The organism is Klebsiella sp. LTGPAF-6F (assembly GCF_001753185.1).
In the GTDB taxonomy this organism is placed as follows: domain Bacteria; phylum Pseudomonadota; class Gammaproteobacteria; order Enterobacterales; family Enterobacteriaceae; genus Klebsiella; species Klebsiella michiganensis.
On sequence record NZ_CP017450.1, the window covers coordinates 5,839,568 to 5,863,510 of the forward strand.

At 58.0% G+C, this 23,943-nt stretch carries 20 protein-coding genes; 12 read left to right on the top strand and 8 right to left on the bottom strand.

Features of this window, described 5'->3' with window-relative positions:
* Positions 1 to 24: 24 nt before the first annotated feature.
* The gene (gene greB / locus BJF97_RS27435) at positions 25 to 504 is read right to left on the bottom strand and encodes a transcription elongation factor GreB (protein WP_004106676.1); all 480 of its coding nucleotides are present in this window, start codon (positions 502 to 504) and stop codon (positions 25 to 27) included.
* Between the two features lie 237 nt (positions 505 to 741).
* On the opposite strand from greB, the gene ompR reads away from it, so the two are divergent.
* Complete coding sequence (ompR, locus tag BJF97_RS27440) at positions 742 to 1,461, top strand: osmolarity response regulator transcription factor OmpR (protein ID WP_001157751.1); 720 nt, start codon at positions 742 to 744, stop codon at positions 1,459 to 1,461.
* Positions 1,458 to 2,819, top strand: coding sequence for a two-component system sensor histidine kinase EnvZ (gene envZ / locus BJF97_RS27445; RefSeq protein WP_004855221.1), 1,362 nt, complete (start codon positions 1,458 to 1,460; stop codon positions 2,817 to 2,819). Before ompR ends, envZ begins: the two co-directional genes overlap by 4 nt.
* Positions 2,820 to 2,930: 111 nt before the next feature.
* Here envZ and BJF97_RS27450 read toward each other — a convergent pair whose 3' ends face one another.
* The gene (locus BJF97_RS27450; protein ID WP_032694206.1) at positions 2,931 to 4,202 is read right to left on the bottom strand and encodes an acid phosphatase; all 1,272 of its coding nucleotides are present in this window, start codon (positions 4,200 to 4,202) and stop codon (positions 2,931 to 2,933) included.
* Between the two features lie 309 nt (positions 4,203 to 4,511).
* Here BJF97_RS27450 and BJF97_RS27455 point away from each other — a divergent pair, with 309 nt between their 5' ends.
* Both BJF97_RS27455 and gorA read left to right on the top strand, forming a co-directional pair.
* Complete coding sequence (locus tag BJF97_RS27455) at positions 4,512 to 5,354, top strand: 23S rRNA (adenine(2030)-N(6))-methyltransferase RlmJ (protein ID WP_032694205.1); 843 nt, start codon at positions 4,512 to 4,514, stop codon at positions 5,352 to 5,354.
* Between the two features lie 71 nt (positions 5,355 to 5,425).
* A complete protein-coding gene (gorA, locus tag BJF97_RS27460) occupies positions 5,426 to 6,778 on the top strand; it encodes a glutathione-disulfide reductase (RefSeq protein ID WP_032694204.1) in 1,353 nt (450 codons plus the stop codon).
* Positions 6,779 to 6,830: 52 nt separating this feature from the next.
* On the opposite strand, the gene BJF97_RS27465 is transcribed toward gorA, so the two are convergent.
* A complete protein-coding gene (locus BJF97_RS27465) occupies positions 6,831 to 7,454 on the bottom strand; it encodes a glutathione S-transferase family protein (protein ID WP_014839737.1) in 624 nt (207 codons plus the stop codon).
* Between the two features lie 121 nt (positions 7,455 to 7,575).
* Between BJF97_RS27465 and BJF97_RS27470 the strand changes: the two genes are divergently transcribed.
* The 4 genes from BJF97_RS27470 (at position 7,576) to BJF97_RS27485 (ending at position 11,742) form a co-directional block, all read left to right on the top strand.
* Positions 7,576 to 8,724, top strand: a complete 1,149-nt coding sequence (locus BJF97_RS27470; RefSeq protein WP_032694203.1) for an iron-containing alcohol dehydrogenase — start codon at positions 7,576 to 7,578, stop codon at positions 8,722 to 8,724.
* Between the two features lie 266 nt (positions 8,725 to 8,990).
* Entirely contained in the window at positions 8,991 to 10,643 is a 1,653-nt protein-coding gene (locus tag BJF97_RS27475) for an alpha,alpha-trehalase (RefSeq protein WP_014227158.1), read from the top strand.
* A gap of 68 nt (positions 10,644 to 10,711) precedes the next feature.
* Positions 10,712 to 11,260 carry a GNAT family N-acetyltransferase gene (locus BJF97_RS27480; protein WP_032694202.1) on the top strand — a complete coding sequence of 183 codons (549 nt, stop codon included), beginning with the start codon at positions 10,712 to 10,714 and terminating at the stop codon, positions 11,258 to 11,260.
* Positions 11,261 to 11,313: 53 nt separating this feature from the next.
* Positions 11,314 to 11,742, top strand: coding sequence for a lysozyme (locus BJF97_RS27485; RefSeq protein WP_032694201.1), 429 nt, complete (start codon positions 11,314 to 11,316; stop codon positions 11,740 to 11,742).
* On the opposite strand, the gene BJF97_RS27490 is transcribed toward BJF97_RS27485, so the two are convergent.
* Positions 11,739 to 12,347: a response regulator transcription factor gene (locus BJF97_RS27490; protein WP_032694200.1), complete on the bottom strand. Its 609-nt coding sequence runs from the start codon at positions 12,345 to 12,347 to the stop codon at positions 11,739 to 11,741. The two genes, BJF97_RS27485 and BJF97_RS27490, sit on opposite strands and share 4 nt — an antisense overlap.
* A 348-nt stretch (positions 12,348 to 12,695) precedes the next feature.
* Positions 12,696 to 13,454, bottom strand: coding sequence for an SDR family NAD(P)-dependent oxidoreductase (locus BJF97_RS27495; RefSeq protein ID WP_032694199.1), 759 nt, complete (start codon positions 13,452 to 13,454; stop codon positions 12,696 to 12,698).
* 119 nt (positions 13,455 to 13,573) lie between these two features.
* Between BJF97_RS27495 and BJF97_RS27500 the strand changes: the two genes are divergently transcribed.
* The 3 genes from BJF97_RS27500 to BJF97_RS27510 all read left to right on the top strand — a co-directional run bounded on the left by BJF97_RS27500 (position 13,574) and on the right by BJF97_RS27510 (position 17,367).
* Complete coding sequence (locus BJF97_RS27500; RefSeq protein ID WP_032694198.1) at positions 13,574 to 14,473, top strand: LysR family transcriptional regulator; 900 nt, start codon at positions 13,574 to 13,576, stop codon at positions 14,471 to 14,473.
* 269 nt (positions 14,474 to 14,742) lie between these two features.
* Positions 14,743 to 15,774 (top strand): inner membrane protein YhjD, encoded by a 1,032-nt coding sequence (yhjD, locus tag BJF97_RS27505; RefSeq protein ID WP_004134249.1) that lies wholly within the window; start codon positions 14,743 to 14,745, stop codon positions 15,772 to 15,774.
* Positions 15,775 to 16,044: 270 nt separating this feature from the next.
* Entirely contained in the window at positions 16,045 to 17,367 is a 1,323-nt protein-coding gene (locus BJF97_RS27510) for an MFS transporter (protein ID WP_004126314.1), read from the top strand.
* Between the two features lie 49 nt (positions 17,368 to 17,416).
* On the opposite strand, the gene BJF97_RS27515 is transcribed toward BJF97_RS27510, so the two are convergent.
* Entirely contained in the window at positions 17,417 to 19,468 is a 2,052-nt protein-coding gene (locus tag BJF97_RS27515) for an AsmA family protein (RefSeq protein WP_032694196.1), read from the bottom strand.
* 196 nt (positions 19,469 to 19,664) lie between these two features.
* On the opposite strand from BJF97_RS27515, the gene BJF97_RS27520 reads away from it, so the two are divergent.
* Positions 19,665 to 20,594 (top strand): sugar kinase, encoded by a 930-nt coding sequence (locus BJF97_RS27520; RefSeq protein ID WP_032694195.1) that lies wholly within the window; start codon positions 19,665 to 19,667, stop codon positions 20,592 to 20,594.
* 194 nt (positions 20,595 to 20,788) lie between these two features.
* Here BJF97_RS27520 and BJF97_RS27525 read toward each other — a convergent pair whose 3' ends face one another.
* A complete protein-coding gene (locus tag BJF97_RS27525) occupies positions 20,789 to 22,294 on the bottom strand; it encodes a M16 family metallopeptidase (protein ID WP_032694194.1) in 1,506 nt (501 codons plus the stop codon).
* Between the two features lie 221 nt (positions 22,295 to 22,515).
* Positions 22,516 to 23,802 carry a C4-dicarboxylate transporter DctC gene (dctA, locus tag BJF97_RS27530; RefSeq protein WP_014227166.1) on the bottom strand — a complete coding sequence of 429 codons (1,287 nt, stop codon included), beginning with the start codon at positions 23,800 to 23,802 and terminating at the stop codon, positions 22,516 to 22,518.
* Positions 23,803 to 23,943: the final 141 nt, after the last annotated feature.

The window sequence follows — 23,943 nt, forward strand, 5'->3', positions numbered from 1 at the left end:
CAAGCCTCTCGGAATGTTCCGGACCTATTTGGCTTTGACGTATTCAATTTCGTTCACGTACCAGGCCGCCTCGCCCGCGGGGGTGTTCACGATAGCTAAATCACCGACCTCTTTTTTCAGCAGCGCGCGCGCCATTGGCGAATCAATGGAGATGTAGTCGTTGCGGCCAAAGATTTCATCGTAGCCGACAATCCGGAAGCGCTTCGTCTCGCCCGCATCGTTTTCAATCTCCACCCACGCGCCGAAAAAGACCTTACCCTCCTGCTGCGGCGAATAATCGACGATTTTCAGCTGCTCAAGGCACTTGGTCAGGTAGCGCACCCGGCGGTCGATTTCACGCAGGCGCTTTTTATTGTATTGGTAATCGGCGTTTTCACTGCGGTCGCCGAGGCTCGCCGCCCAGGTCACCTTTTTGGTGACTTCCGGACGTTCTTCGCGCCACAGGGTATCCATCTCTTTCTTCAGTTTTTCATACCCTTCACGGGTGATCAGCGGCGTTTTCATCGAAGGTTCCGGCTCCTGATTACAGATCTTTGTGCAATGCTGCGCACAATTCGTCGCACGTCATCATACCAACAGGATAAATAATGTGTCTTATGCTTAAATGTATACTTAAGCTGCTGTTAAATATGCTTTGTAACAATTTAGCCTGGAATATATACCAGATTTCGCTGGTGGGCGACCCGGGCTTTTTTGAGAATACGTACTGACAATTGCAGTGAACCTTTGGGAGTATAAACAATGCAAGAGAATTATAAGATTCTGGTTGTCGATGACGACATGCGCCTGCGTGCGCTACTCGAACGTTATCTGACCGAGCAGGGCTTCCAGGTTCGTAGCGTGGCGAACGCTGAACAGATGGATCGCCTGCTGACCCGTGAATCCTTCCACCTGATGGTGCTGGATCTGATGCTGCCGGGCGAAGATGGCCTGTCCATTTGCCGCCGCCTGCGCAGCCAGAGCAACCCGATGCCGATCATTATGGTCACGGCGAAAGGGGAAGAAGTTGACCGTATCGTGGGCCTGGAAATCGGCGCCGACGACTACATCCCAAAACCGTTCAACCCGCGCGAGCTGCTGGCCCGTATCCGCGCCGTACTGCGCCGTCAGGCTAACGAACTGCCGGGCGCGCCTTCGCAGGAAGAAGCGGTTATCGCCTTTGGTAAGTTCAAGCTGAACCTCGGCACCCGCGAGATGTTCCGCGAAGATGAGCCTATGCCGCTGACCAGCGGTGAATTCGCGGTACTGAAAGCGCTGGTGAGCCATCCGCGCGAACCATTATCCCGCGATAAGCTGATGAACCTCGCTCGCGGCCGTGAATATTCGGCCATGGAGCGCTCCATCGACGTACAAATCTCCCGCCTGCGCCGCATGGTGGAAGAAGATCCGGCGCATCCGCGCTATATCCAGACCGTTTGGGGCCTGGGCTACGTTTTCGTCCCGGACGGCTCTAAGGCATGAAACGCGTGCGCTTTTCGCCGCGAAGCTCGTTTGCCCGCACCCTGTTACTGATCGTCACCCTGCTGTTCGCCAGCCTGGTGACGACCTATTTAGTGGTGCTGAATTTCGCGATCCTGCCCAGTCTCCAGCAGTTTAATAAGGTTCTGGCCTACGAAGTGCGTATGCTGATGACCGATAAACTCCAGCTGGAAGACGGCACTCAACTGGTGGTGCCGCCGGCGTTTCGCCGCGAGATTTACCGCGAGCTGGGCATTTCGCTCTATTCCAACGAAGCGGCGGAAGACGCAGGCCTGCGCTGGGCGCAGCATTATGAATTCTTAAGTCAGCAGATGGCGCACCAGCTCGGCGGGCCAACCGAAGTGCGGGTCGAGGTAAACAAAAGCTCCCCCGTGGTGTGGCTGAAAACCTGGCTTTCTCCCAATATCTGGGTGCGCGTACCGCTGACCGAAATCCACCAGGGCGATTTCTCGCCGCTGTTCCGCTACACCCTGGCGATCATGCTGCTGGCGATTGGCGGCGCCTGGCTCTTTATTCGTATTCAGAACCGACCGCTGGTCGACCTGGAGCACGCGGCGCTTCAGGTCGGGCGAGGGATTATTCCCCCGCCGCTGCGCGAATACGGCGCGTCGGAAGTGCGATCGGTGACCCGCGCCTTTAACCACATGGCGGCTGGCGTGAAGCAGCTGGCGGATGACCGCACGCTGCTGATGGCCGGGGTGAGCCATGATTTACGCACTCCCCTTACGCGTATCCGCCTGGCGACGGAGATGATGGGCGAAGAGGACGGCTACCTCGCCGAGTCGATTAATAAAGATATTGAAGAGTGTAACGCCATTATCGAGCAGTTTATCGACTACCTGCGCACCGGCCAGGAGATGCCGATGGAGCTGACGGACCTTAATGCGGTGCTGGGGGAAGTGATTGCGGCGGAAAGCGGCTACGAGCGAGAAATCGCCACCGACCTGCAGCCGGGCGAGATCCCGCTGCGCGTGCATCCGCTCTCCATCAAGCGCGCGCTGGCGAATATGGTGGTCAACGCCGCCCGCTACGGCAACGGCTGGATTAAAGTCAGCAGCGGCAGCGAGGGGAACCGGGCCTGGTTCCAGGTGGAAGATGACGGTCCGGGAATTAAACCGGAGCAGCGTGAGCATTTGTTCCAGCCGTTCGTGCGCGGCGATAGCGCCCGTACGATTAGCGGGACCGGCCTCGGCCTGGCTATCGTTCAGCGCATTATCGATAACCATAACGGTAAGCTGGAACTTGGCTCCAGCGAACGCGGCGGATTATTAATTCGCGCCTGGCTGCCGGTGCCGATGCAGCGCGCCCTGCCCGCGATAAAGCCCGCCAAAGAGAGCTAGTACTGCCGGTACGCCCGCATTAAAACGCCCGGCGGCGCCACGCTGTACGCCGCCGCATTGCCCTTGTATCCCGGAGAGGTGCGCCAGCACCGCCTCCGGACTGCACCAGGTTTAATGCGCTTTATTCGCCATCGCATACGCCGCTGGCAAATTCAGCCGCTGCCAGAACTGCTGCGCGTCATTATCACCGGAAAGCGGATACCCTGCGGGCAACGCCGTTTTGACCATCAGCGCCCGACGCTGCGCGGCGGACAGATTCGGCAGCGCAGCCTCCAGCAGCACTTCAGCCCCTTGCGGCACCTTCAGGCTCTGTTTTTCGCCCTTCTGCTGCGGCAGATCGTAGGTCATGGTAAAGCGATAAAACGCGACCATCGCCGGGTCGCGATACGGATCGTCTTTCGCAGGCACTTTCGCGCACTCCGCCAGCGTCGTGCCGCACTCTTTCTCCAGCGCGGTACGCAGCTGGTCGCGGGCCTCATTAAACAGCCCGCGATACTTCGCGTCATTCAGGTAGTGGGCGACATTGCGCTGCGCCACCATCCGCGACCCCATCACGTCCAGCGGATAGTGCACGCCCAGCACGATGCGCGAATAGCCATAGCGTGCGCCGCGCGTCACCAGCGCGTCGAAGCGCTCCGGGATCATCTCCGCCATTAGCAGAGCGTCGGTATAGCCGGTGTTGGTGTGCCCGCTCGGAAACGAGCCGCCGTCGGCGGTATAGGGTTTATTGTCCTTAACGACCACATCGTCCGGCACCAGATGGATGGTATTGCCCTGAATCAGGAACGGGCGCGGGTTGTTAAAGTGCTTTTTCGCCGCCCCGGTACTCACTTCAGAAGCTTTGATCAGCGCCGCCGCCTTACCGAGCTCGCCTTTGTCGTAGGCGGCGAGGAACGCTTTGCCGAGACGCGGCCCCAGCGCATCGCTGAGGAAGTAGAGATAGCTGATGCCCTCGGCATCCGCCAGCGCCTGATGGCGGGAGGTCTGTACGGCATCGCGGTTGATGGCGGTGACCGTCGCCAGGTTTTGCTGTATGACCGCCTTCGGCAGCGCGCTGAACGCTGAGAGCAGCTCGATTCCCGCCTGCTGGTTGGCTTTTGTCTGGAAATCATAACCGCTGGCCTTCAGCCACGCGGTATCCGCCTGTGTTTTATTCTGTCTGGCGTGTTCAAGCTGGTCGCGAGTCAGGGTTGCCGCATCGCCCTTCAGCGCGTTGCGCAGCTGCGACAGGCTTTGGCTCTCCAGAGCGTCAAACGCCGGACTGGCGGCGGCTGGCGTCACGCCGTTGGCGATTGCCGCCGCCTGATTCAAAGGAACCTCTTTCGCCAGAACCGGCAGCGCCAGCACGAGCGCCGATGCGAGAAGCGTGATGTGCAGTTTCATTATTTTCCTTTTATACCCTAAATAATTCGAGTTGCTTAAAGGCGGCAAGGGAGTGAGTCCCCGGGAGCATAGATAACTATGTGACCGGGGTGAGCGAACGTAGCCAACACATAAGCAGCTTGAAGTATGACGGGTAAATTCAAACCATTACCTTGCCTTTACGTGACGCTAGCCCTTCTGTTTGACGCTTTTATGACACGGTTATGTTTTGCAACGCTTTAAGCGGAATGGAAACAGCGCGGCGGTAATCCAGGCCGATCTGCGGTAAACTATCGGTCATCTTGTCTCAATCCCGGAATCACCGTATCCATGCTCAGTTATCGTCATAGCTTTCACGCAGGCAACCACGCCGACGTTCTTAAACACACCGTTCAGAGCCTGATCATTGAATCGCTCAAAGAGAAAGAAAAACCGTTTCTCTATCTGGACACCCACGCCGGCGCAGGCCGCTATCAGCTGAGCAGCGAACACGCCGAGCGTACCGGTGAATATCTCGAAGGCATCGCCCGCATCTGGCAGCAGGATGACCTGCCCGCCGAGCTGGAGCCGTATATCTCCGTCGTTCAGCACTTCAACCGTAGCGGCCAGCTGCGCTACTACCCCGGCTCGCCGTTGATTGCCCGCCAGCTGCTGCGCGAGCAGGACAGCCTGCAGATGACCGAACTGCATCCCAGCGATTTTCCGCTGCTGCGCGCTGAGTTCCAGAAAGACGACCGCGCCCGGGTTGAAAAAACCGATGGCTATCAGCAGCTGAAGTCGAAGCTGCCGCCGGTTTCTCGTCGTGGACTGGTGCTGATCGACCCGCCTTACGAAATCAAAAGCGACTACCAGGCGGTCGTGACCGGTATTTATGAAGGCTACAAACGCTTTGCTACCGGCACCTACGCGCTGTGGTATCCGGTGGTGTTACGGGCGCAGATTAAGCGCATGATCAAAGAGTTAGAGGCCACCGGCATTCGCAAAATTCTGCAAATCGAGCTGGCGGTACGTCCGGACAGCGACCAGCGCGGGATGACCGCCTCCGGGATGATCGTCATCAACCCGCCGTGGAAGCTGGAGCAGCAGATGAACAACGTTCTGCCGTGGCTGCATAAAAAGCTGGTGCCGACCGGCATCGGCCATACCACCGTCAGCTGGATCGTGCCTGAGTAATCGCAGTCATCGGTGGAAACTATTGATTTCAGGTATACAATCGCGCCAATCAGACATTAAGGATAAGACTCATGAGCAAGCATTATGACTATATCGCCATTGGCGGCGGCAGCGGCGGTATCGCCTCCATTAACCGTGCCGCTATGTACGGCCAGAAGTGCGCGCTGATTGAAGCCAAAGACCTGGGCGGTACCTGCGTGAACGTCGGCTGCGTGCCGAAAAAAGTCATGTGGCATGCGGCGCAGATCCGTGAAGCCATCCATCTGTATGGTCCGGATTACGGTTTTGATACCACTATCAATCACTTCGACTGGGACAAACTGATCGCCAGCCGTAGCGCCTATATCGATCGTATCCACACCTCCTACGATAACGTGCTGGGCAAAAATAAGGTCGATGTGATTAAAGGCTTCGCCCGTTTTGTCGATGCGAAAACCATCGAAGTTAATGGCGAGACGATAACCGCCGATCATATTCTGATCGCCACCGGCGGCCGCCCGAGCCATCCGAATATCCCCGGCGTCGAATACGGCATTGATTCCGATGGTTTCTTCGAACTGCCGGCGCTGCCGAAACGCGTTGCGGTTGTCGGCGCGGGCTATATCGCCGTTGAGCTGGCGGGCGTGATTAACGGCCTGGGCGCGGAGACGCACCTGTTCGTGCGTAAACACGCGCCGCTGCGTAGCTTCGATCCGCTGATCGTGGAAACGCTGGTTGAGGTAATGAACGCCGAAGGCCCGCAGCTGCATACCCATGCCATTCCGAAAGCGGTTGTGAAGAACGCCGACGGCAGCCTGACCCTGGAACTGGAAGATGGCCGCAGCCAGACCGTGGACTGCCTGATTTGGGCGATCGGTCGCGAACCGGCAACCGATAACTTCAACCTCGCCGCGACCGGAGTGGAAACCAACGATAAAGGCTATATCGTCGTCGATAAATTCCAGAACACCAACGTTCCGGGTATTTACGCCGTCGGCGATAATACCGGCGCCGTCGAGCTGACCCCGGTCGCCGTTGCCGCAGGCCGTCGTCTCTCCGAGCGTCTGTTTAACAACAAGCCGGACGAACATCTGGACTACCGCAATATCCCGACCGTGGTGTTCAGCCATCCGCCTATCGGCACCGTCGGCTTAACCGAGCCGCAGGCGCGCGAGCAGTACGGCGATGAAGCGGTGAAAGTGTATAAATCCTCTTTCACCGCCATGTATACCGCCGTGACCTCACACCGCCAGCCGTGCCGCATGAAGCTGGTCTGCGTCGGCCCGGAAGAGAAGATTGTCGGTATTCACGGTATCGGCTTCGGGATGGACGAGATGCTGCAGGGCTTCGCGGTGGCGCTGAAGATGGGCGCAACCAAGAAAGACTTCGACAATACCGTGGCGATCCACCCAACCGCCGCGGAAGAGTTTGTGACGATGCGGTAAGACGCGCACCATGCCTGAAAAAGAAGCTCTCCGGAGCTTCTTTTTTTTGCCTCTACGCCACGCCGTTATTCCCGTGACGCTTAAACGCCGGCCGCTGATTCAGCGCCATATACCAGCGCTCCACTTCCGCCATTTCAGGATGGGCGAACGGCGTCATTTTCCAGCGATGCACCGACAGGCCAAGGACAATATCCGCCAGCGTAAACTCGCTACCGGCGACCCATGCCCCGGTTTGCTGCAGCTGCGTATTGACGATCTGCACGCAGCGGGTCCAGGCGGCAATGCTCTCTTTGATAGCCGTCGGATCCTGAAAGCGCGGGTCCTTGCGTACCAGTCCCATAAAGGCATAGCGCCAGGCAGTATTAAATTCCGTCGCCTGCCAGTCCATCCAGTGCTCAACCTCGGCGGCAGCCCGCGGCGCCGTGGGGAGCAGGTCTTCCCGCCCGGCTTTGCGCGCCAGATAGCGGCAGATGCTGTTCGACTCCCATAACACAAAGTCGTCATCCCGCAGCACGGGCACCAGGCTGTTCGGATTAAGGGCGCGAAACTCCGGGGTCTCAATCGACTGGAACCCGCTGCCGTAATCCTCCTGCTGATATTCAAGCCCCGCCTCTTCGCAGGTCCACAGCACTTTGCGCACGTTAATTGATGAGCGTTTGCCCAGTATTTTTAGCATTGTCAGCAATTCCTCAATCAAAAGAGATGGTTGTTTCACAATACTGCATCGGCGGCGCATGTACAGCCGGATAATGTGTATAGTGGATTGCACGATTTTTCTCCAGGACAGGTTACCCGACATGTTGACCTCTTTTAACGTTTTAACACCGGGCAATATCCGCTTTGGACGCGGCCTTGCTCGCAGCGCTGCCCCCTGGCTCGCCGCCCGCTCCGCACAGATACTGCTGATTCACGGCGCCAGCCTGCAGCGCGCGGCGTTCTTATTAAGCGAACTCCACGCTCACCAGCTGAACGTCACCACGCTGTCTATCGCCCATGAACCCGACCTGCAGGATATTGAACGGGGCGTTCGTCTGGCGCGGGAAAAAGGCGTCGGCGCGGTGGTCAGCCTCGGCGGCGGCGCGGTGATAGATGCCGGCAAAGCGATTGCGGCGCTGGTTCCCGCGCAGGGACCCGCGATCGAGTATCTGGAAGTGGTGGGTACCGGGCGCCTGTTAGAAGCCAATCCGCTGCCGTTCGTCGCCATCCCCACCACGGCCGGTACCGGGGCGGAAGTCACAAAGAACGCGGTGATCAACGTCCCCGAGCAGCAGCGCAAGGTCAGCCTGCGCGACGACCGCATGCTGCCGGACCTGGCGATTGTCGACCCGTCGCTCACCGACAACACCCCGCGCGCGGTGACCCTCGCTTCCGGCCTGGATGCCCTCACCCAGGTGATTGAGCCCTGGCTGTGCGCCCGGGCGAATCCTTTTACCGACGCTCTCTGCCGGGAGGCGATCCCGCGCGGCATCAAAGCGCTCAGAACGCTGATGGCCAAAGAGTGTCCGGATAGCCGCGATGAGATGGCATGGGTCAGCCTGTGCGGCGGGCTGGCGTTAGCCAACGCCGGTCTCGGCGTCATTCACGGTCTTGCGGGTCCATTAGGCGGTCTGAGCAACGCCCCCCACGGCGCGCTTTGCGGCAGCCTGCTTCCCTTCGGCCTGGCGCTCAATGAAACGCAAATTAGCGACGAACGCCTCCGCCAGCGTTTTGCCGACGTACGCCAGTGGCTGGCCGCCGGGCTGGACGCCGATCCAAACAGCGCCTGGGAGAGCCTGCGCGAGTGGAGCCAGCGATCCGGTCTGGGCAATCTGCGCGAGCTCGGCGTCCCCCGCGAAGCGCTGGAACCCGCGGCCCTCGCCGCCAGCAGCTCATCCTCCATGAAGGCTAACCCGGTTATGCTCACCAGCGAGCAGCTGCTGGAAATGCTGGAGGCCGCGTGGGAGTAATGGCTTAATCGCTAAAGCGCCCGGAAATTTAGATTTTGTTGCAAAACGAAATCTCCGAATTTTTCGGCACAATACGAAGCGGTTAAAACGGTTTTAACGCGCCAGGTCAACGAGTTAAAGCAGAAACCCCGGGCTGACGGTTTAGAACAAAGCGTGATCTACCGCACACTTCTCTTTTCGTTTCCCGCTGCGAATGTCTAAGCTTAATAGACAGGTCGGGCGCGCCCGGCATCCTCTACTGACGCAATCCGGAGGTCCGTACCACTATGTTCAGCCAGAAATTACGCAACGTTGATGACGATGAGCTCAGGATCGAAATCGATCCGTGCTACGAAGCCGATCCGTATGAGTTAAAGCTGGATGAAATGTTCGACGCCGAACCCGAACCGGAGATCATCGAAGGGCTGCCCGCCTCGGATGCCCTGACCCCTGCCGATCGCTATCTGGAACTGTTCGCTCACGTCCAGAAGTCGCGAATTTTCGCCGATAGCAAAACCTTCCCCGACTGCGCGCCGAAGCAGGACCCGCTGGATATTTTGATTCACTACCGTCGCGTCCGGCGCACCCCCGGATTCGATCTCCGTCAGTTTGTTGAAGACCACTTCTGGCTGCCGGAAAACCGCGCCGAGGATTACGTCTCCGATCCCACGCGATCGTTAAAGGAGCATATTGATAATCTGTGGCCCGTCCTGACCCGCGAGCCGCAGGATCATATTCCCTGGTCGTCGCTGCTGGCGCTGCCGCAGTCTTATATTGTGCCTGGCGGGCGGTTTAGCGAAACCTACTACTGGGATTCCTACTTCACCATGCTGGGGCTGGCGGAAAGCGGCCGCGAAGACCTGCTGAAATGCATGGCCGACAACTTCGCGTGGATGATTGAAATCTACGGCCATATTCCTAACGGCAACCGCACCTACTATCTCAGCCGCTCGCAGCCGCCGGTGTTTGCCCTGATGGTCGAACTGTTTGAAGAGGATGGGGTTCGCGGCGCCAAACGATACCTTGACCATCTGCGGATGGAGTACAGCTTCTGGATGGACGGCGCGGAATCGCTGATCCCCAACCAGGCCTACCGTCACGTGGTGCGGATGCCGGACGGCTCGCTGCTGAACCGCTACTGGGACGATCGCGATACGCCGCGCGATGAGTCATGGCGGGAAGATGTCGAAACGGCGAAGCACTCCGGGCGCCCGCCGAACGAGGTCTATCGCGACCTGCGCGCCGGGGCGGAGTCCGGCTGGGATTACTCCAGCCGCTGGCTGCGGGATATCACCCGGCTGGCGAGCATCCGTACCACCCAGTTTATCCCCATTGATTTGAACGCCTTCCTGTTCAAGCTGGAGAACACCATCGCCAACCTCTCCGGCCTGAAGGGCGACCGGGAAACAGAGGCCGCTTTTCGCCAGAAGGCCAGCGAGCGCAGGGCGGCGGTAACCCGCTATCTGTGGGATGACGAAAGCGGCTGTTTCCGCGATTACGACTGGCGCCGCGAGCAGCTGGCGCTGTTTTCCGCCGCCAGCCTTGTCGCGCTGTATGTCGGCATGGCGACCCATGAACAGGCCGACAGGCTCGCCGACGCGGTACGCGCCCGCCTGCTCACCCCCGGCGGTATTATGGCGACGGAATATCAAAGCGGTGAGCAGTGGGATAAGCCCAACGGCTGGGCGCCGCTGCAGTGGATGGCGGTACAGGGTTTTAAAATGTACGGCCAGGATCCGCTGGGCGATGAGATAGCCCAAAGCTGGCTGCAAACGGTGAATCATTTCTATAAACAGCACTATAAGCTGATTGAAAAGTACCATATCGCCAGCGCCACGCCCCATGAAGGCGGAGGCGGTGAATATCCGCTCCAGGATGGCTTTGGCTGGACGAATGGCGTGGTGCGCCGGCTTATCGGCCTGTACGGCGAACCGTTGTAAAAGCGGACTATTCCCGCGGTCGATGTCCTGCTATGTTCATGGCATCGACTTTCGCCGGAAGCCCAGCTATGCCTGAACTGGTTACCCCACGTCTGCGCTGCTCGCCGCTGCAGCTTGACGACTGGCCCTTTTTTCTCAGCTTACAGCAAGACCCCCAGGTGATGCTTTACGTCGCGGATCCCCGCCCGGTAGCGGACATTCGCGACGCTTTTGATGCCCGGCTTCCCGCGTGGTCGCCGGGCGCGGCCCACTGGCTGTGCCTGGTAGTGCGCGACCGCTACACCCACGCTCCCCTGGGCCTCACCGGCTATCAGCATCACGCTGCCGATAGCGCTGAAGCGGGTTTTCTGTTTGCTCCCCGGGCGCAGGGCAAAGGTTACGGCTATGAGTCTCTGCGCGCGCTGTGCGATTACGCTTTCTCCGCCGGCGGCATCCGGCGGCTGACGGCAACCGTCACCGCGGGCAATCTGGCGTCAAAAAATCTGCTGCAAAAGGTCGGTTTTCACCAGGAGGGCGAGCTGCGCGACTGCTACTGGCTCAACGGTCGCTGGCACAACGATTGGCTGTTTGGACTGCTGCGCCGCGATTACCACCAGCCTGGGCCATCTGGCGAATAGGGCGCGACGCGCTTTTCCTCTACACTGCAGGCCGACAACAGAGGAAGCGATAAATGTCCCCAACCATACCGCCGCTAAGCCTGCACGGGCTGGAGTTTATTAAGCGAATGCAGGGGTTAGCGCTCGCCCCCTATCGGGACGAAAGCGGCCTGCGCGTGATTGGCTACGGCCACGTTCTCAATGATTACGAATCGTTCCCTCACTTCACGCGCGAGATCGCGGAGACTCTGCTTATCGTCGACCTTCTGCAGTGCCAGCGCGAACTTAAGCGCAGGCTCCAGGTCACGCTTAATCAAGCGCAATATGATGCGCTGGTCTCGTTAGCCTTTAGCTGCGGGGCGGCGTCTCCGGCGCTTGATACCGTCCTGACCCATCTTAACCATCAGCGGTTCGCTGACGCGCTGAGCGCATGGGAAAATATTTGCAGCGGCCGCGAACAGCGGCGCGAAGAGTGCGCAAAATTCAAAACCAGAGCTGATTAAGTTTCGCTGACGCGATGAAAAACCATCGCCGCCTGGGTACGATTCTTCACGTCCAGCCGACGGTACAGCGACTCAAGATGGGCCTTTACCGTGCCGGTGCTGATATTTAACGTCCGGCTAATCTGTTTATTAGAGTCACCGGCGGCCAGCAGCTGCAAAATCTCACGCTGGCGCTGGCTCAAATGAACCCGTTTATTATCGCTCACCTCCGCCATTATTAATCCATCGTCCGGCAAGCAGGGCAGCCCCCGCCGGAGACAATTGATAGTCTGAGCGAAAGTGGGCAAACTTTCCTCGCGCTGCACGATGGCCCGCACATTATAAGACAGCGCGCGCTGTAGCCAGCCCTTATTATCGTCAGAAACGATCAGCAGGACCTGAGCGTGCGGAAAGCGACGCTGTTTTTCCTCCAGCAGCCAACAGCAAAACTCACCGTGCATATCCCCGTCCAGCATGAGCAGCGCTTCAGGATGCGCCGTCAGCTTCTGCCAGAGCTGTTCAGCCTGACAGGTGCCAAAAATATCAATCTCTGGAATGTATTGCTGGAGGCCAATTTTCATTCCATGAATAAATATCGACTGCCTGTCAAACATGAGTACCTGCATGGGTTTCGCTCCAATAAATAAATGCCCGACGAAAGGGCAACATCAGCCAAAATAAATAACAACGCGCCGTTTGGCCTGGGGCATTTTACCGATAGGGGAGATGAACGAAATATCATAACAATGAATAGTTACAGGGCTTATTGGCCCCATTACTTATCCACAATATTTATTACATTTGAATTAAGGAAATCCTTAATTATGCGGGCAAGGAAAAATAAAATAATACTAATTTTCTAGTTTAAACGAAGCCGGAAACGCAGGCGATGGCGAAATGAGGAAAGTCTGTTACGAAATAAGAAAGCGCATGAAATACGTTAGCCCCTCCATACTCTATGGAGGGGCGCGGGATTACAAGAACATCCCACCGGAGACTTCTACGCGCTGGGCGTTCATCCAGCGCAACTCATCGCTAAGCAGCGCGGCGATGGCATCGCCAATATCATCCGGCAGCCCCACTCTTCCGAGCGCCGTTTGCGCGGCAATATGCTGATTCACCTGCGCGTTATCCCTGACCACACCGCCGCCAAAATCGGTTTCAATCGCGCCGGGCGCAATAATATTGACCGAAATTCCGCGTTCTCCCAGCTCCTTCGCCTGGTAGCGCGTCAGCACCTCCATCGCGCCTTTCATTGAGGCGTAGGCCGCATAGCCCGGCAGCGCGAAACGCGCCAGTCCGCTGGAAACGTTGAGGATCCGCCCCCCGTCCTGCAATAACGGCAGCAGGCGTTGGGTAAGGAAAAACGGTCCCTTAAACTGGATGTTCATTAATTCATCAAACTGCGCCTCGCTGGTTTCAGCAAAGGGAATATTCAGGCCAATTCCGGCATTGTTCAATAAATAGTCGAAGGTCTCCCGCTGCCAGCGCTGCTGAAGCACTTCTCTTACCTTCTGAGCAAAACTGTCGAAACTGCCAACATCACCGACGTTTAGCGGTAATGCCGCGGCTTTCACGCCTTTTTGCTCAATTTCAGCCACCACGTCCAGCGCCGCCTGCGGGTTACTGTGCCAGGTCAGAATAATATCGGTTCCCTTTGCCGCCAGCTTCAATGCGGCGTTTTTTCCCAGTCCACGGCTACCGCCGGTGACTAAAGCGATACGTTGCGTCATCAGAAAACCCCTTCTTGGTTGCGTTTGCATCGTTGAAGAGCTTATTAGCTGCTATAAAAACAATAAATATGGCAAATTACGTTTTACTGTTTCAGTAAAAACAACAATAGGCCGCCGGCATGGATAAAATTCACGCAATGCAGCTGTTCATCAGAGTCGCGGAGCTGGAAAGTTTTTCCCGCGCCGCGGATACGCTTGGCCTGCCGAAAGGAAGCGTCTCGCGCCAGATTCAGGCGCTGGAGAGCCACCTTGGGGTTCGTCTGCTGCATCGCACAACCCGCCGGGTACAGCTGACGCAGGACGGTATGGTTTATTACGAACGCGCCAGAGACCTGCTCAGCAATCTTGAAGAGCTGGACGGCATGTTTCAGCTTGACCCCTCCAGCATCAGCGGGCGTCTGCGGGTTGATATGCCCGTCGCCGTAGCGAAAAAGCTGGTCATTCCACAGCTGCCGGCATTTCTGCAGAAGTATCCCGGCATCGAACTGGAGCTCAGCAGCAGCGATCGGTTAGTCGACGTGGTTCGCGAGGGCTTTGACTGCGTGGTGCGCGTCGGTACGCTGAAAGATTCCGGGCTCATCGCGCGGCCGCTGGGCAAGCTAACGCAAATCAACTGCGCCAGCCCGCAGTACCTGACGCGCTTCGGCTATCCGCAATCGCTGGACGATCTCGCCGATCATGCGCTGATCCACTACGCAAGCAGCCTCGGGGTGCGCCCGCTGGGATTCGAAGTGGTCAGCGAGGGCGCCGTCCGCTGGATCAAAACCGGCGGCGTCTTGACGGTGAACAGCACCGAGACCTATCAGGCGTCGTGCCTGGCGGGGCTGGGCATTATTCAGGTGCCGCGGGTGGGGGTTCGGGAATGGCTGCGCACCGGCGAGCTGATAGAAATTCTGCCCCACTACCGCGCCGAGCCGCTGCCGGTGTCGCTCATTTATCCGCACCGGCGTAATCTCTCGCGCCGGGTACATCTGTTTATGGAGTGGCTGGGCGGCTTAATGAAAAACTACGTTGATTAGGCCGAATAATGAAAAATCTGTATTTGAGAGCGTGCCGATATTCCCTGCCGGGTGCTGGCTGACGCTTTGCATGGCGTAAAAACCAACAATATCATGCCATTATCAAATTCTCCCAGGCCGATACAAACGCAGCGCAGCCGGGGAATAACACAAGAAAGCGCTTCAGTGATTCGCAGATTCCGACGCCCGATACCCCCGATACGCCCCATCCGTGATTTTGCGTATATAATTTTTGAAGAATATCGCTGTAAAAAAGGAAGAAATAATTTATGACGCCGGAAAACGACGCTCAACGCCCAACCGAGGATCCGGGCCAGCAGCCGGATAAAAACAAAAGCGCGATGGCTGCGATAAACGACTCTACCGTGGCGAAAAAAGCCAACCAGGCGCTGAAAAGCGTCACCGGAACGGCGGAAAAAGTTCAGCGTAACCATATGGTCGCCCATATCATCCGCGCCGCGGAGCGCTTTAACGACAGGCTGGGTAATCAGTTTGGCGCGGCAATCACCTACTTCTCGTTTTTATCGATGATCCCAATCCTGATGGTCTCTTTTGCGGCCGCCGGTTTTGTTCTCGCCTCGCATCCCACGCTGCTACAGGACATCTTCGATAAAATCCTGCTTAACGTTAGCGACCCGACGCTGGCGGCAACGCTGAAAAATACCATCAATACCGCCGTACAGCAGCGTACCGCCGTCGGTATTGTGGGTCTGCTGGTGGCGCTCTACTCCGGCATTAACTGGATGGGCAACCTGCGTGAGGCCATTCGCGCCCAGTCGCGCGACGTCTGGGAACGCACGCCGCAGGATCAGGAGAAAATTTGGGTTAAGTATTTCCGCGACTTTATCTCGCTGATCGGCCTGCTGGTTGCGCTGGTCATTACCTTGTCGATCACCTCTATCGCCGGCTCGGCCCAGCAGATGATTATCTCGGCGCTTTATCTTGATTATATCGAGTGGCTGAAACCGGCGTGGCGGCTGATTGGCCTCGCGATTTCCATCTTCGCCAACTATCTGCTGTTTTTCTGGATTTTCTGGCGGCTCCCGCGCCACCGCCCTCGCCGTAAGGCGCTGATTCGCGGCACCCTGATTGCGGCCGTCGGCTTTGAGATAATCAAAATCATTATGACCTGGACGCTACCGGCGCTGGTGAAATCCCCATCCGGGGCGGCATTCGGTTCGGTGTTGGGGATAATGGCCTTCTTCTATTTTTTCGCCCGCCTGACGCTGTTCTGCGCCGCATGGATTGCCACCGCCGAATATAAAGACGACCGCCGGATGCCGGGCAAAGCCCACGACTAAACCATCACTGGGCTGAATAAAAGACGCAAAATTCAGCCCAACCTGGCATTTCAGCATATAAATCCAACATGTAACTTTTATTTAACCTAAACCTGGTTTTATCGACCATTATTTGAATTTTGTGAAGCATTTCATAGAAGTTATTTTTCTGGCACAGAAATTATTCACTTTTTGCTTCTTTTTTCGCCTCTCTCGCCCCTTGTTACAGATTGAAATGTCCCCAAGGCTGTGGCTATATGGCCTTTCGTTCGCAAAAAATAAGAAAGATCTATGCAAGCCACAGCCACAACACTCGACAACGCGCAGGACACCGTTCCGGTTAACTCACGCAATAAAGTCGTCGTCGCCTCACTCATTGGTACCGCCATCGAGTTCTTCGACTTCTACATCTATGCCACCGCGGCGGTTATCGTATTCCCGCACATTTTCTTCCCGCAGGGCGATCCCGCCGCCGCGACGCTACAATCGCTGGCGACCTTCGCTATCGCCTTTATTGCGCGCCCTATCGGTTCAGCGGTCTTTGGCCACTTCGGCGACCGCGTAGGCCGTAAAGCGACCCTCGTCGCCTCGCTGCTGACGATGGGGATCTCCACCGTGGTTATCGGCCTGCTGCCCGGCTATGAAACCATTGGCATTATGGCACCGGTGCTGCTGGCGCTGGCGCGCTTTGGTCAGGGGCTCGGCCTTGGCGGCGAATGGGGCGGCGCGGCGCTGCTGGCAACGGAAAACGCCCCGCCGCGCAAGCGCGCGCTGTATGGCTCATTTCCGCAGCTGGGCGCGCCTATCGGCTTCTTCTTCGCAAACGGCACCTTCCTGCTGCTCTCCTGGCTGCTGACCGACCAGCAGTTTATGGAATGGGGCTGGCGTATGCCGTTTATCTTCTCCGCCGTGCTGGTCATTATCGGCCTGTACGTCCGCGTTTCGCTGCACGAGTCGCCGGTGTTCGCTAAGGTAGCCGCCGCGAAAAAACAGGTCAAAATCCCGCTGGGCACGCTGCTGACCAAACACGTGCGCGTCACCGTTCTCGGCACCTTTATCATGCTGGCGACCTATACGCTGTTTTACATCATGACCGTCTACTCCATGACCTTCAGCACCGCCGCCGCGCCGATTGGCCTCGGCTTGCCGCGTAACGAAGTGCTGTGGATGCTGATGATGGCGGTTATCGGTTTTGGCGTGATGGTACCGGTGGCGGGCCTGCTGGCGGATGCATTCGGCCGTCGTAAGAGCATGGTCGTGATTACGACCCTGATCATCCTCTTCGCGCTGTTTGCCTTTAAACCGCTGCTCGGCTCCGGCAACCCGCTGCTGGTCTTTGCCTTCCTGCTGATTGGCCTGAGCCTGATGGGGCTGACCTTTGGCCCCATGGGCGCGCTGCTGCCGGAGCTGTTCCCGACGGAAGTTCGCTATACCGGCGCATCGTTCTCCTATAACGTCTCGTCGATCCTCGGGGCGTCCGTGGCGCCGTATATCGCCGCCTGGCTGCAGGGCAACTACGGTCTGCCTGCGGTAGGGCTCTATCTGGCCGCCATGGCGGCGCTGACGATGATCGCGCTGCTGCTGACTCACGAAACGCGTCACCAATCGCTGTAACTCTCCCTCCACGCCCCTGGCCATCCGGCGAGGGGCGTCTCCTTGCCGACTATTTTTTCATCTGCGACAGAATTGCCCGACACTGGTTCGCCTCGCCTTCGGCGGGTGAGATCAGCGCCAGCAGCGCGGCGGCCGGCGTCACCAGGGTCGCCAGCGCTGCCGCTACCGCGCCGCGGGCAATCAGCGGCCCCGCCTTCACGCCCGCATTCGGCGACTTAAAGGTGCCGCGCACGTAGAGCGGTGAACGCAGGGTGATAATGCGAAAGCCCTTACTCTCCGGATCGATAGTGAGGTCCAGCTGCTCTGAGGCAAAGCTGGCGGTACCGGTGACGTTGATCAACGCGTTTTCCGTATCAAAGGCAAACACCTGCGGCCGGGCGACGCCGTTGACCACGTCGATATTGGCCGCCGCGCAGTTCACCCGCACCTCATCATCGCCAAAGATCTGCCCGATGATAAAGTTACCGACGTTCAGGCCGAGGATCTCCATCAGGTTGCGGCTAATTAAACCGTCGTTCATCAGCAGCTTCAGGTTACCGTTACTGTTGCCCAGCAGCGCGGCGACGGAGTTGCCGGTGCCGCGAAGCTGCACATCGCCGTTCATTTCGCCGAGGGTTTTCTGCATCATCTCCACGTTTGGCATCAGCGCTTTCAGCTTCAGGCGGCGCGCCTGCAGGTTCGCCGTCCCCTGCAGCGGTTTTTTATCCCCTTCAAGATGAATGCTGCCGGCAATCGTGCCGTTGGCCAGCCCCAGACGCAGCGGCTGCAGGCGCAGGTCGCCCCGTTCGAGGATCACGTGGGTGGAGAGGTCGCTGATGGGGAGCGTGCCGCCGTGCTCAATGCGCCGTCCTTTAAAGCGCACATCGGCATCCATCACCTGCCACTTATCGGTTTCAAAGCGGTCATATGGCAACACTTTTCCGGCCGGCTGCGGGGAGGTCTCGCCTTTGCGCCGTTCGGTCTGGCTGCCTTTACCGCCGGAGTCGACGCCAATCAGCGGCCCCAGATCCGCCAGCCTTAGCTGTCTGGACTCAAGGTCGCCCTCCAGCTTAGGCCGGGGTTTACCGGTGGTGTAGGTCAGCGAGCCGTGGATATCGCTCTCGCCGATGCGGCCATTAAAATCCTGATAGGCGAAGCGTGAACCGTTTTTCTCCTTGAAGGTGGCCCGCAGATGCCCGTCGGTCGAAAAGGCCGGCGTATCCGGCAGCAGCACGCCGGTCAGGTCATAGAGATCGCCCAGCGAGTCCCCGGAAAACTTCAGCCGCAGATCGACGCCGCCGAGGTTAAGCGGATCGCTGACCGTGCCGGTAAACGCGACCCGGGTATTGCCGGAACGAAAATCCCCCTGCAGGGGGAACGGCGTCCCTTCGCTGCGCAGCGCCAGCATGCCGCCGATTTTGCCGCTACCGGAGAGCGGCTGTCCGTTGTAGCTCCCTTTCGCCTGCAGGCCGAAGACGTAATCGCCCACTTTCTGCGGCTGCCCTTTCCCCTTCTCGCCGGTCACTTCACTGAACGCCAGCGGCTTACCGAGCGGATCAACCACGATCGTCACGTCAGCGCGCGACACTTTGTCATCAACGGCAATCTTGCCGCGATCGAAAAGAATATTGTCGAGGCGGAAAGACCAGCTGGAAGGCGCCGCATCTTTCTCCGACGACCCCGCCGAAGCCAGGTCGAAAGTCCAGTTGTTGGTCTTCTCCGACAGTCGGATCAGCCGCGCGTCAGGCTGTTCAAGCTTAATCCACGGCAGATAGACCGTTTTGCTGAGCAGCACCAGCGGGGCGAGAGTCGCCTCAACGCGCGGCAGGTGGACCATTGTGACCTGCGGGATATCAGGGGGGTTGCCAAGGACGATATCTTCGGCATGAACGTGCGGCCAGGGGATCCAGCTTCGCCAGCCGCTCTCGCCGGGCTGGCGTTCCCAGACGACGCCCAGATCGCCGCGAATCGCGAACGGGCGGTTCAGCTCGGCAGAGACTTTCTGGTTGATCGTCGGCTTCAGGCGGTTCCAGTCAAAGGTCGCCAGCACGATAAAAAACAGAACGATCAGTACGACAATCGTTCCCAGGATAATAGCCACGGTTTTTCGGGTTCTGCTCATCCCTTCTGCACTCCTTTTGCGTCTCGTCACTCCTGAATATAGTTGAGAAACGCCATTTGCTCCGCCGAATGAGGTTTTCGTCACATAATCCGCGTCAGGTCAAAAAAAATAATGGAACGTTGTTTTAATATCATTGACCATCAAAGCGCCCCAGCGCACACTAGGGTTAATATTGATTTAATTTCAGGTCATCACTATGTCGAAGAAAATTGCCGTCATTGGCGAATGCATGATTGAGCTGTCAGAGAAAGGCGCAGCGGTTAATCGCGGCTTTGGCGGCGACACCTTAAACACTTCCGTCTACATCGCTCGCCAGACCGACGCCAGCGCGCTGGGCGTGCACTACGTTACCGCCCTGGGCACGGACACCTTCAGCCAGCAGATGCTCGAATCCTGGCAGAGCGAGAACGTTCAGACTGACCTGATTCAGCGCATGGCCGACCGTTTACCGGGCCTCTACTACATCGAAACCGACGAGAGCGGCGAGCGCACCTTTTACTACTGGCGCAACGAAGCCGCGGCGAAGTTCTGGCTGGAGAGCGAGCAGTCTGCGGCCATCTGCGAAGAGCTGGCGACCTTTGATTATCTGTATCTTAGCGGCATCAGCCTGGCGATCCTCAGCCCGACCAGCCGCGAGAAGCTGCTGACCCTGCTGCGGGAATGCCGGGCGAACGGCGGCAAGGTTATCTTTGATAATAACTATCGTCCGCGTCTGTGGAGCAGCAAAGAGGAGACGCAGCGGGTTTATCAGCAGATGCTGGCCTGCACCGACATCGCGTTCCTGACCCTCGATGACGAAGACGCGCTGTGGGGCGAGAAGCCGGTTGCGGAAGTGATTGCCCGCACCCACGCCGCCGGCGTTGAAGAAGTGGTGGTTAAGCGCGGCGCAGACTCCTGCCTGGTGGCGATTGCCGGCCAGCCGCTGCGGGAAGTCCCGGCCGTTAAGCTGCCGAAAGAGAAAGTGGTTGATACCACGGCGGCGGGCGATTCGTTCAGCGCCGGCTACCTGGCCGTACGCCTGACCGGCGGCGACGCCGAATCTGCGGCAAAACGCGGACACCTGACCGCCAGCACGGTGATCCAGTATCGCGGCGCGATTATCCCGCGCGAGGCGATGCCGCAGTAATTTTCGATTGCGTTACGCCCGCCTGCGAGAATCCCGGTTTGCGCTGCGCGTAGCCGGGCTACTGTCTGGCGCTGGCATTAGACCGGACAAGGCGCGCCAGCGCCGCCTCCGGGAAAATCACCGGGCCAACCCAGCAATACGTAAAACAGATTAGCCATAAACCTCACCGGATAGCCACGCTATCCGGTTTTGCTTTACTGCGCTGGCGGGATATCCGTCGCTTCGTTACGCCCTTCCGCAACATCACCGGCGCCGCTCGACGCCGCTGCGGCCGCTGGCGCGGGCGCCATCAGCTTTTCCCACGTCGCCTGCAGTTCCTTCATGTTGTATTCCGGCTCACCCTGCGGCTGCTGCAACACCAGCGCCATATCCTGCGACAGCTGCTGACGCAGGTACTGATTCAGCATGTCGACCGTCAGCGAATTGAGAAACTCCTGGCGCAGTTTCTGATACTGCTCGGGCGCGATATCCACCACCTGATTTTGCAACGAACGCATCCGCTGGCTAATCAGGATGTACGTATCGGTGCGCGCATAGGTGGCAAACAGCTTCTGCAGTTCGAGGTTTTTCTGCGCGATCAGGGCATCAAACTCCTCCTGCGGCAGGCCGCGATCGCGGACTTTCGCCAGCTCGCGCGCCACGGTCGTTAAGTTGGCGTTCAGGCGCTCGCCCGGCGATTCGATATTGATCGCGCACTGGGCGCGCTGGTAGAGCACGCGGCAGTCAAAGCCAAGGCCGATATCCTTGATATTACTTTTGCTCAGATTCTGCTGTACGTGCCAGAACAGCGCTTCCCGAGCAAGATCGTCGCGCCAGTAGCGCTGCAGCGCGACCGAGTCGCGGATCGGCTGCCACGGCGCATCCCACATCAGCGACAGCTTATCCTGGCGCACCGCATCGGTCATGATGCTGACCGGCGTCGTCGGCAGCGGCGACAGCGTAGGAACCGCCACCGGCGTTTCGCGCTTGCCCTTCAGGCCGCCGAAAGTTTTGTTGATTTGTTCCGCGACGCTGCGGCTATCCACGTTGCCGACCACAATCAGGGTCATGGCATCCGGCGTGTACCACTTGTGGTAATACTCTTTTAGCTGAGCAATATCCACCGGCTGCTTCAGCGGCGCCGCCGGATCGTGCCCCAGCATGGTGGAGCCTTTCAGCCGATAGCGCCACCAGCCTTCTTTGGTATCCGCAGGCCAGGTTGCCACCATGTCTTCGCCCTGCAGCGCGTGGTTGACGGTTTCCGGGGAGATCGGCATTTTACCGCTGGCGCTGGCCAGCCAGCTCAGCGCCTCTTTCAGCAGGTCGTTACGGTTATTCGGTATGCTCAGGTTAAACAAACTGTAGTCATAAGAGACGATGGCGGGCGGCAGAGGACGCTTCGGGTCAATACTCTGCTGCCATAGCGAACGGGCCTGCATGGTCGGGAGGCCACCGTTTTGCGTCAGCGCGAGGCGCGGGATAAAGTGGCTAAAGCCGCTCTGCTGAGTGCTTTCGCTCAGCGAGCCAATATTCACGGACAGGCGAACTTCGATACGATCGCTGGGACGCTGCGGGGTGGCTAAAACCTGCCACTGAAACCCATTCGCCAGTGTCCCCTGTTGCCAGGCCGGGTCCGGCTGGAGCGCTTCTGCCTGCACATAACCGACCGTCGCCATCATCAGCAAACCACCGGTTAAGAGTCGAATTTTTGTGCCCTGCATGTGAACCCCTGATGAACAATCCTGGTTACAACAGCGGCCCACGGGAGGGCCGCCGAAAAAATATGGTGAGTTAAGTACGTCGGTTAGACCACACGGAGATGAAAATGTCGCATGTTGACGTGAAATAAACATAAGGGTCACCGCCGCGCAAGCGACAGTGACCCCTAATTATGCGCAGGAGCCCGTAGTCCAGCAAGGGACAACGGGCCTAACAGATGGATTTATGAGGATAATTCGTGCGATTTGCTTACCGGAGTACGGTTGTTCAGCACATCATCCAGCTGTTTCGCGTCCAGCTCTTTGACCCATTTAGCGACAACGATGGTCGCGACGCCGTTACCCACCAGGTTGGTCAGCGCGCGCGCCTCGGACATAAAGCGGTCGATGCCAAGAATGAGCGCCAGACCGGCGACCGGCAGGTGCCCGACGGCGGAAATCGTCGCCGCAAGGACGATAAAGCCGCTACCCGTCACCCCCGCCGCGCCTTTTGAGGAGAGCAGCAGCACCACCAGCAGGGTGATCTGATGGAAAATATCCATATGGCTGTTCGTCGCCTGGGCGATAAACACCGCCGCCATCGTCAGGTATATTGAGGTGCCATCGAGGTTAAAGGAGTACCCCGTCGGGATCACCAGCCCCACCACCGACTTGCGGCAGCCCAGCTTCTCCATCTTATCGAGCATACGCGGCAGCGCCGACTCGGATGAAGACGTTCCCAGGACAATCAGCAGCTCTTCGCGGATATAGCGGATAAATTTAAAGATGCTGAAGCCGGTGGCTTTGGCGATCGACCCCAGCACTACCACCACAAACAGGATGCAGGTGATGTAGAAGCAGACGATCAGTTGGCCAAGCTGCACCAGCGTACCGACGCCGTATTTCCCAATGGTAAAGGCCATGGCCCCGAACGCGCCAATCGGCGCCAGGCGCATGATCATATTGATGATGCCGAAGATCACCTGCGAGAAGCTTTCGATAACGTTAAAAATCAGCTGGCCTTTGCTGCCGAGGCGATGCAGCGCGAAACCAAACAGCACCGCAAACATCAGCACCTGCAGAATGTTGCCGCTGGCAAAAGCGCCAATTACGCTGCCGGGGATAATATCGAGCAGGAACGCTACGATGCCCTGATCTTTCGCCTGTTCGGCGTAAACCGCCACGGCCTTCGCGTCGAGGGTCGCCGGGTCAACGTTCATTCCCGCGCCGGGCTGCACCACGTTTACAATGATCAGGCCGATGATCAGCGCAATTGTGCTCACGATTTCAAAGTAGAGCAGCGCCACCGCCCCGGTGCGGCCGACGGCTTTCATGCTCTCCATCCCGGCAATCCCCGTCACGACGGTACAGAAGATAACCGGGGCAATAATCATTTTAATCAGCTTAACGAAGGCATCGCCGAGGGGTTTCATCTGCGCACCCAGTTCCGGGTAAAAATGGCCCAGCAGAATACCGATCGCTATGGCCGAGAGAACCTGGACATAGAGGCTTTTAAAGAAAGAGATTTTCATAGGGTGTCCTTTGGAGATAACCACAGACTTTGAGGGGATATTGCGTCCGTGGCTTAAAAATAACACCCATGAAACATTTCAGAAATAACGAGTGATGAAATTGCAATGCAATTGTTAATTTATTTGAACTGACTCGCATAA

Excerpts from the sequence above, each read along its gene's own strand:
- BJF97_RS27525 (WP_032694194.1), bottom strand. The coding sequence starts at position 22,294 with ATGCAGGGCACAAAAATTCGACTCTTAACCGGTGGTTTGCTGATGATG.
- dctA (WP_014227166.1), bottom strand. The coding sequence starts at position 23,802 with ATGAAAATCTCTTTCTTTAAAAGCCTCTATGTCCAGGTTCTCTCGGCC.
- BJF97_RS27510 (WP_004126314.1), top strand. The coding sequence starts at position 16,045 with ATGCAAGCCACAGCCACAACACTCGACAACGCGCAGGACACCGTTCCG.
- BJF97_RS27475 (WP_014227158.1), top strand. The coding sequence starts at position 8,991 with ATGTTCAGCCAGAAATTACGCAACGTTGATGACGATGAGCTCAGGATC.
- greB (WP_004106676.1), bottom strand. The coding sequence starts at position 504 with ATGAAAACGCCGCTGATCACCCGTGAAGGGTATGAAAAACTGAAGAAA.
- BJF97_RS27490 (WP_032694200.1), bottom strand. The coding sequence starts at position 12,347 with ATGCAGGTACTCATGTTTGACAGGCAGTCGATATTTATTCATGGAATG.
- ompR (WP_001157751.1), top strand. The coding sequence starts at position 742 with ATGCAAGAGAATTATAAGATTCTGGTTGTCGATGACGACATGCGCCTG.
- BJF97_RS27470 (WP_032694203.1), top strand. The coding sequence starts at position 7,576 with ATGTTGACCTCTTTTAACGTTTTAACACCGGGCAATATCCGCTTTGGA.
- BJF97_RS27455 (WP_032694205.1), top strand. The coding sequence starts at position 4,512 with ATGCTCAGTTATCGTCATAGCTTTCACGCAGGCAACCACGCCGACGTT.
- BJF97_RS27450 (WP_032694206.1), bottom strand. The coding sequence starts at position 4,202 with ATGAAACTGCACATCACGCTTCTCGCATCGGCGCTCGTGCTGGCGCTG.
- BJF97_RS27515 (WP_032694196.1), bottom strand. The coding sequence starts at position 19,468 with ATGAGCAGAACCCGAAAAACCGTGGCTATTATCCTGGGAACGATTGTC.
- BJF97_RS27495 (WP_032694199.1), bottom strand. The coding sequence starts at position 13,454 with ATGACGCAACGTATCGCTTTAGTCACCGGCGGTAGCCGTGGACTGGGA.
- yhjD (WP_004134249.1), top strand. The coding sequence starts at position 14,743 with ATGACGCCGGAAAACGACGCTCAACGCCCAACCGAGGATCCGGGCCAG.
- BJF97_RS27465 (WP_014839737.1), bottom strand. The coding sequence starts at position 7,454 with ATGCTAAAAATACTGGGCAAACGCTCATCAATTAACGTGCGCAAAGTG.
- BJF97_RS27485 (WP_032694201.1), top strand. The coding sequence starts at position 11,314 with ATGTCCCCAACCATACCGCCGCTAAGCCTGCACGGGCTGGAGTTTATT.
- BJF97_RS27520 (WP_032694195.1), top strand. The coding sequence starts at position 19,665 with ATGTCGAAGAAAATTGCCGTCATTGGCGAATGCATGATTGAGCTGTCA.
- BJF97_RS27500 (WP_032694198.1), top strand. The coding sequence starts at position 13,574 with ATGGATAAAATTCACGCAATGCAGCTGTTCATCAGAGTCGCGGAGCTG.
- BJF97_RS27480 (WP_032694202.1), top strand. The coding sequence starts at position 10,712 with ATGCCTGAACTGGTTACCCCACGTCTGCGCTGCTCGCCGCTGCAGCTT.
- gorA (WP_032694204.1), top strand. The coding sequence starts at position 5,426 with ATGAGCAAGCATTATGACTATATCGCCATTGGCGGCGGCAGCGGCGGT.
- envZ (WP_004855221.1), top strand. The coding sequence starts at position 1,458 with ATGAAACGCGTGCGCTTTTCGCCGCGAAGCTCGTTTGCCCGCACCCTG.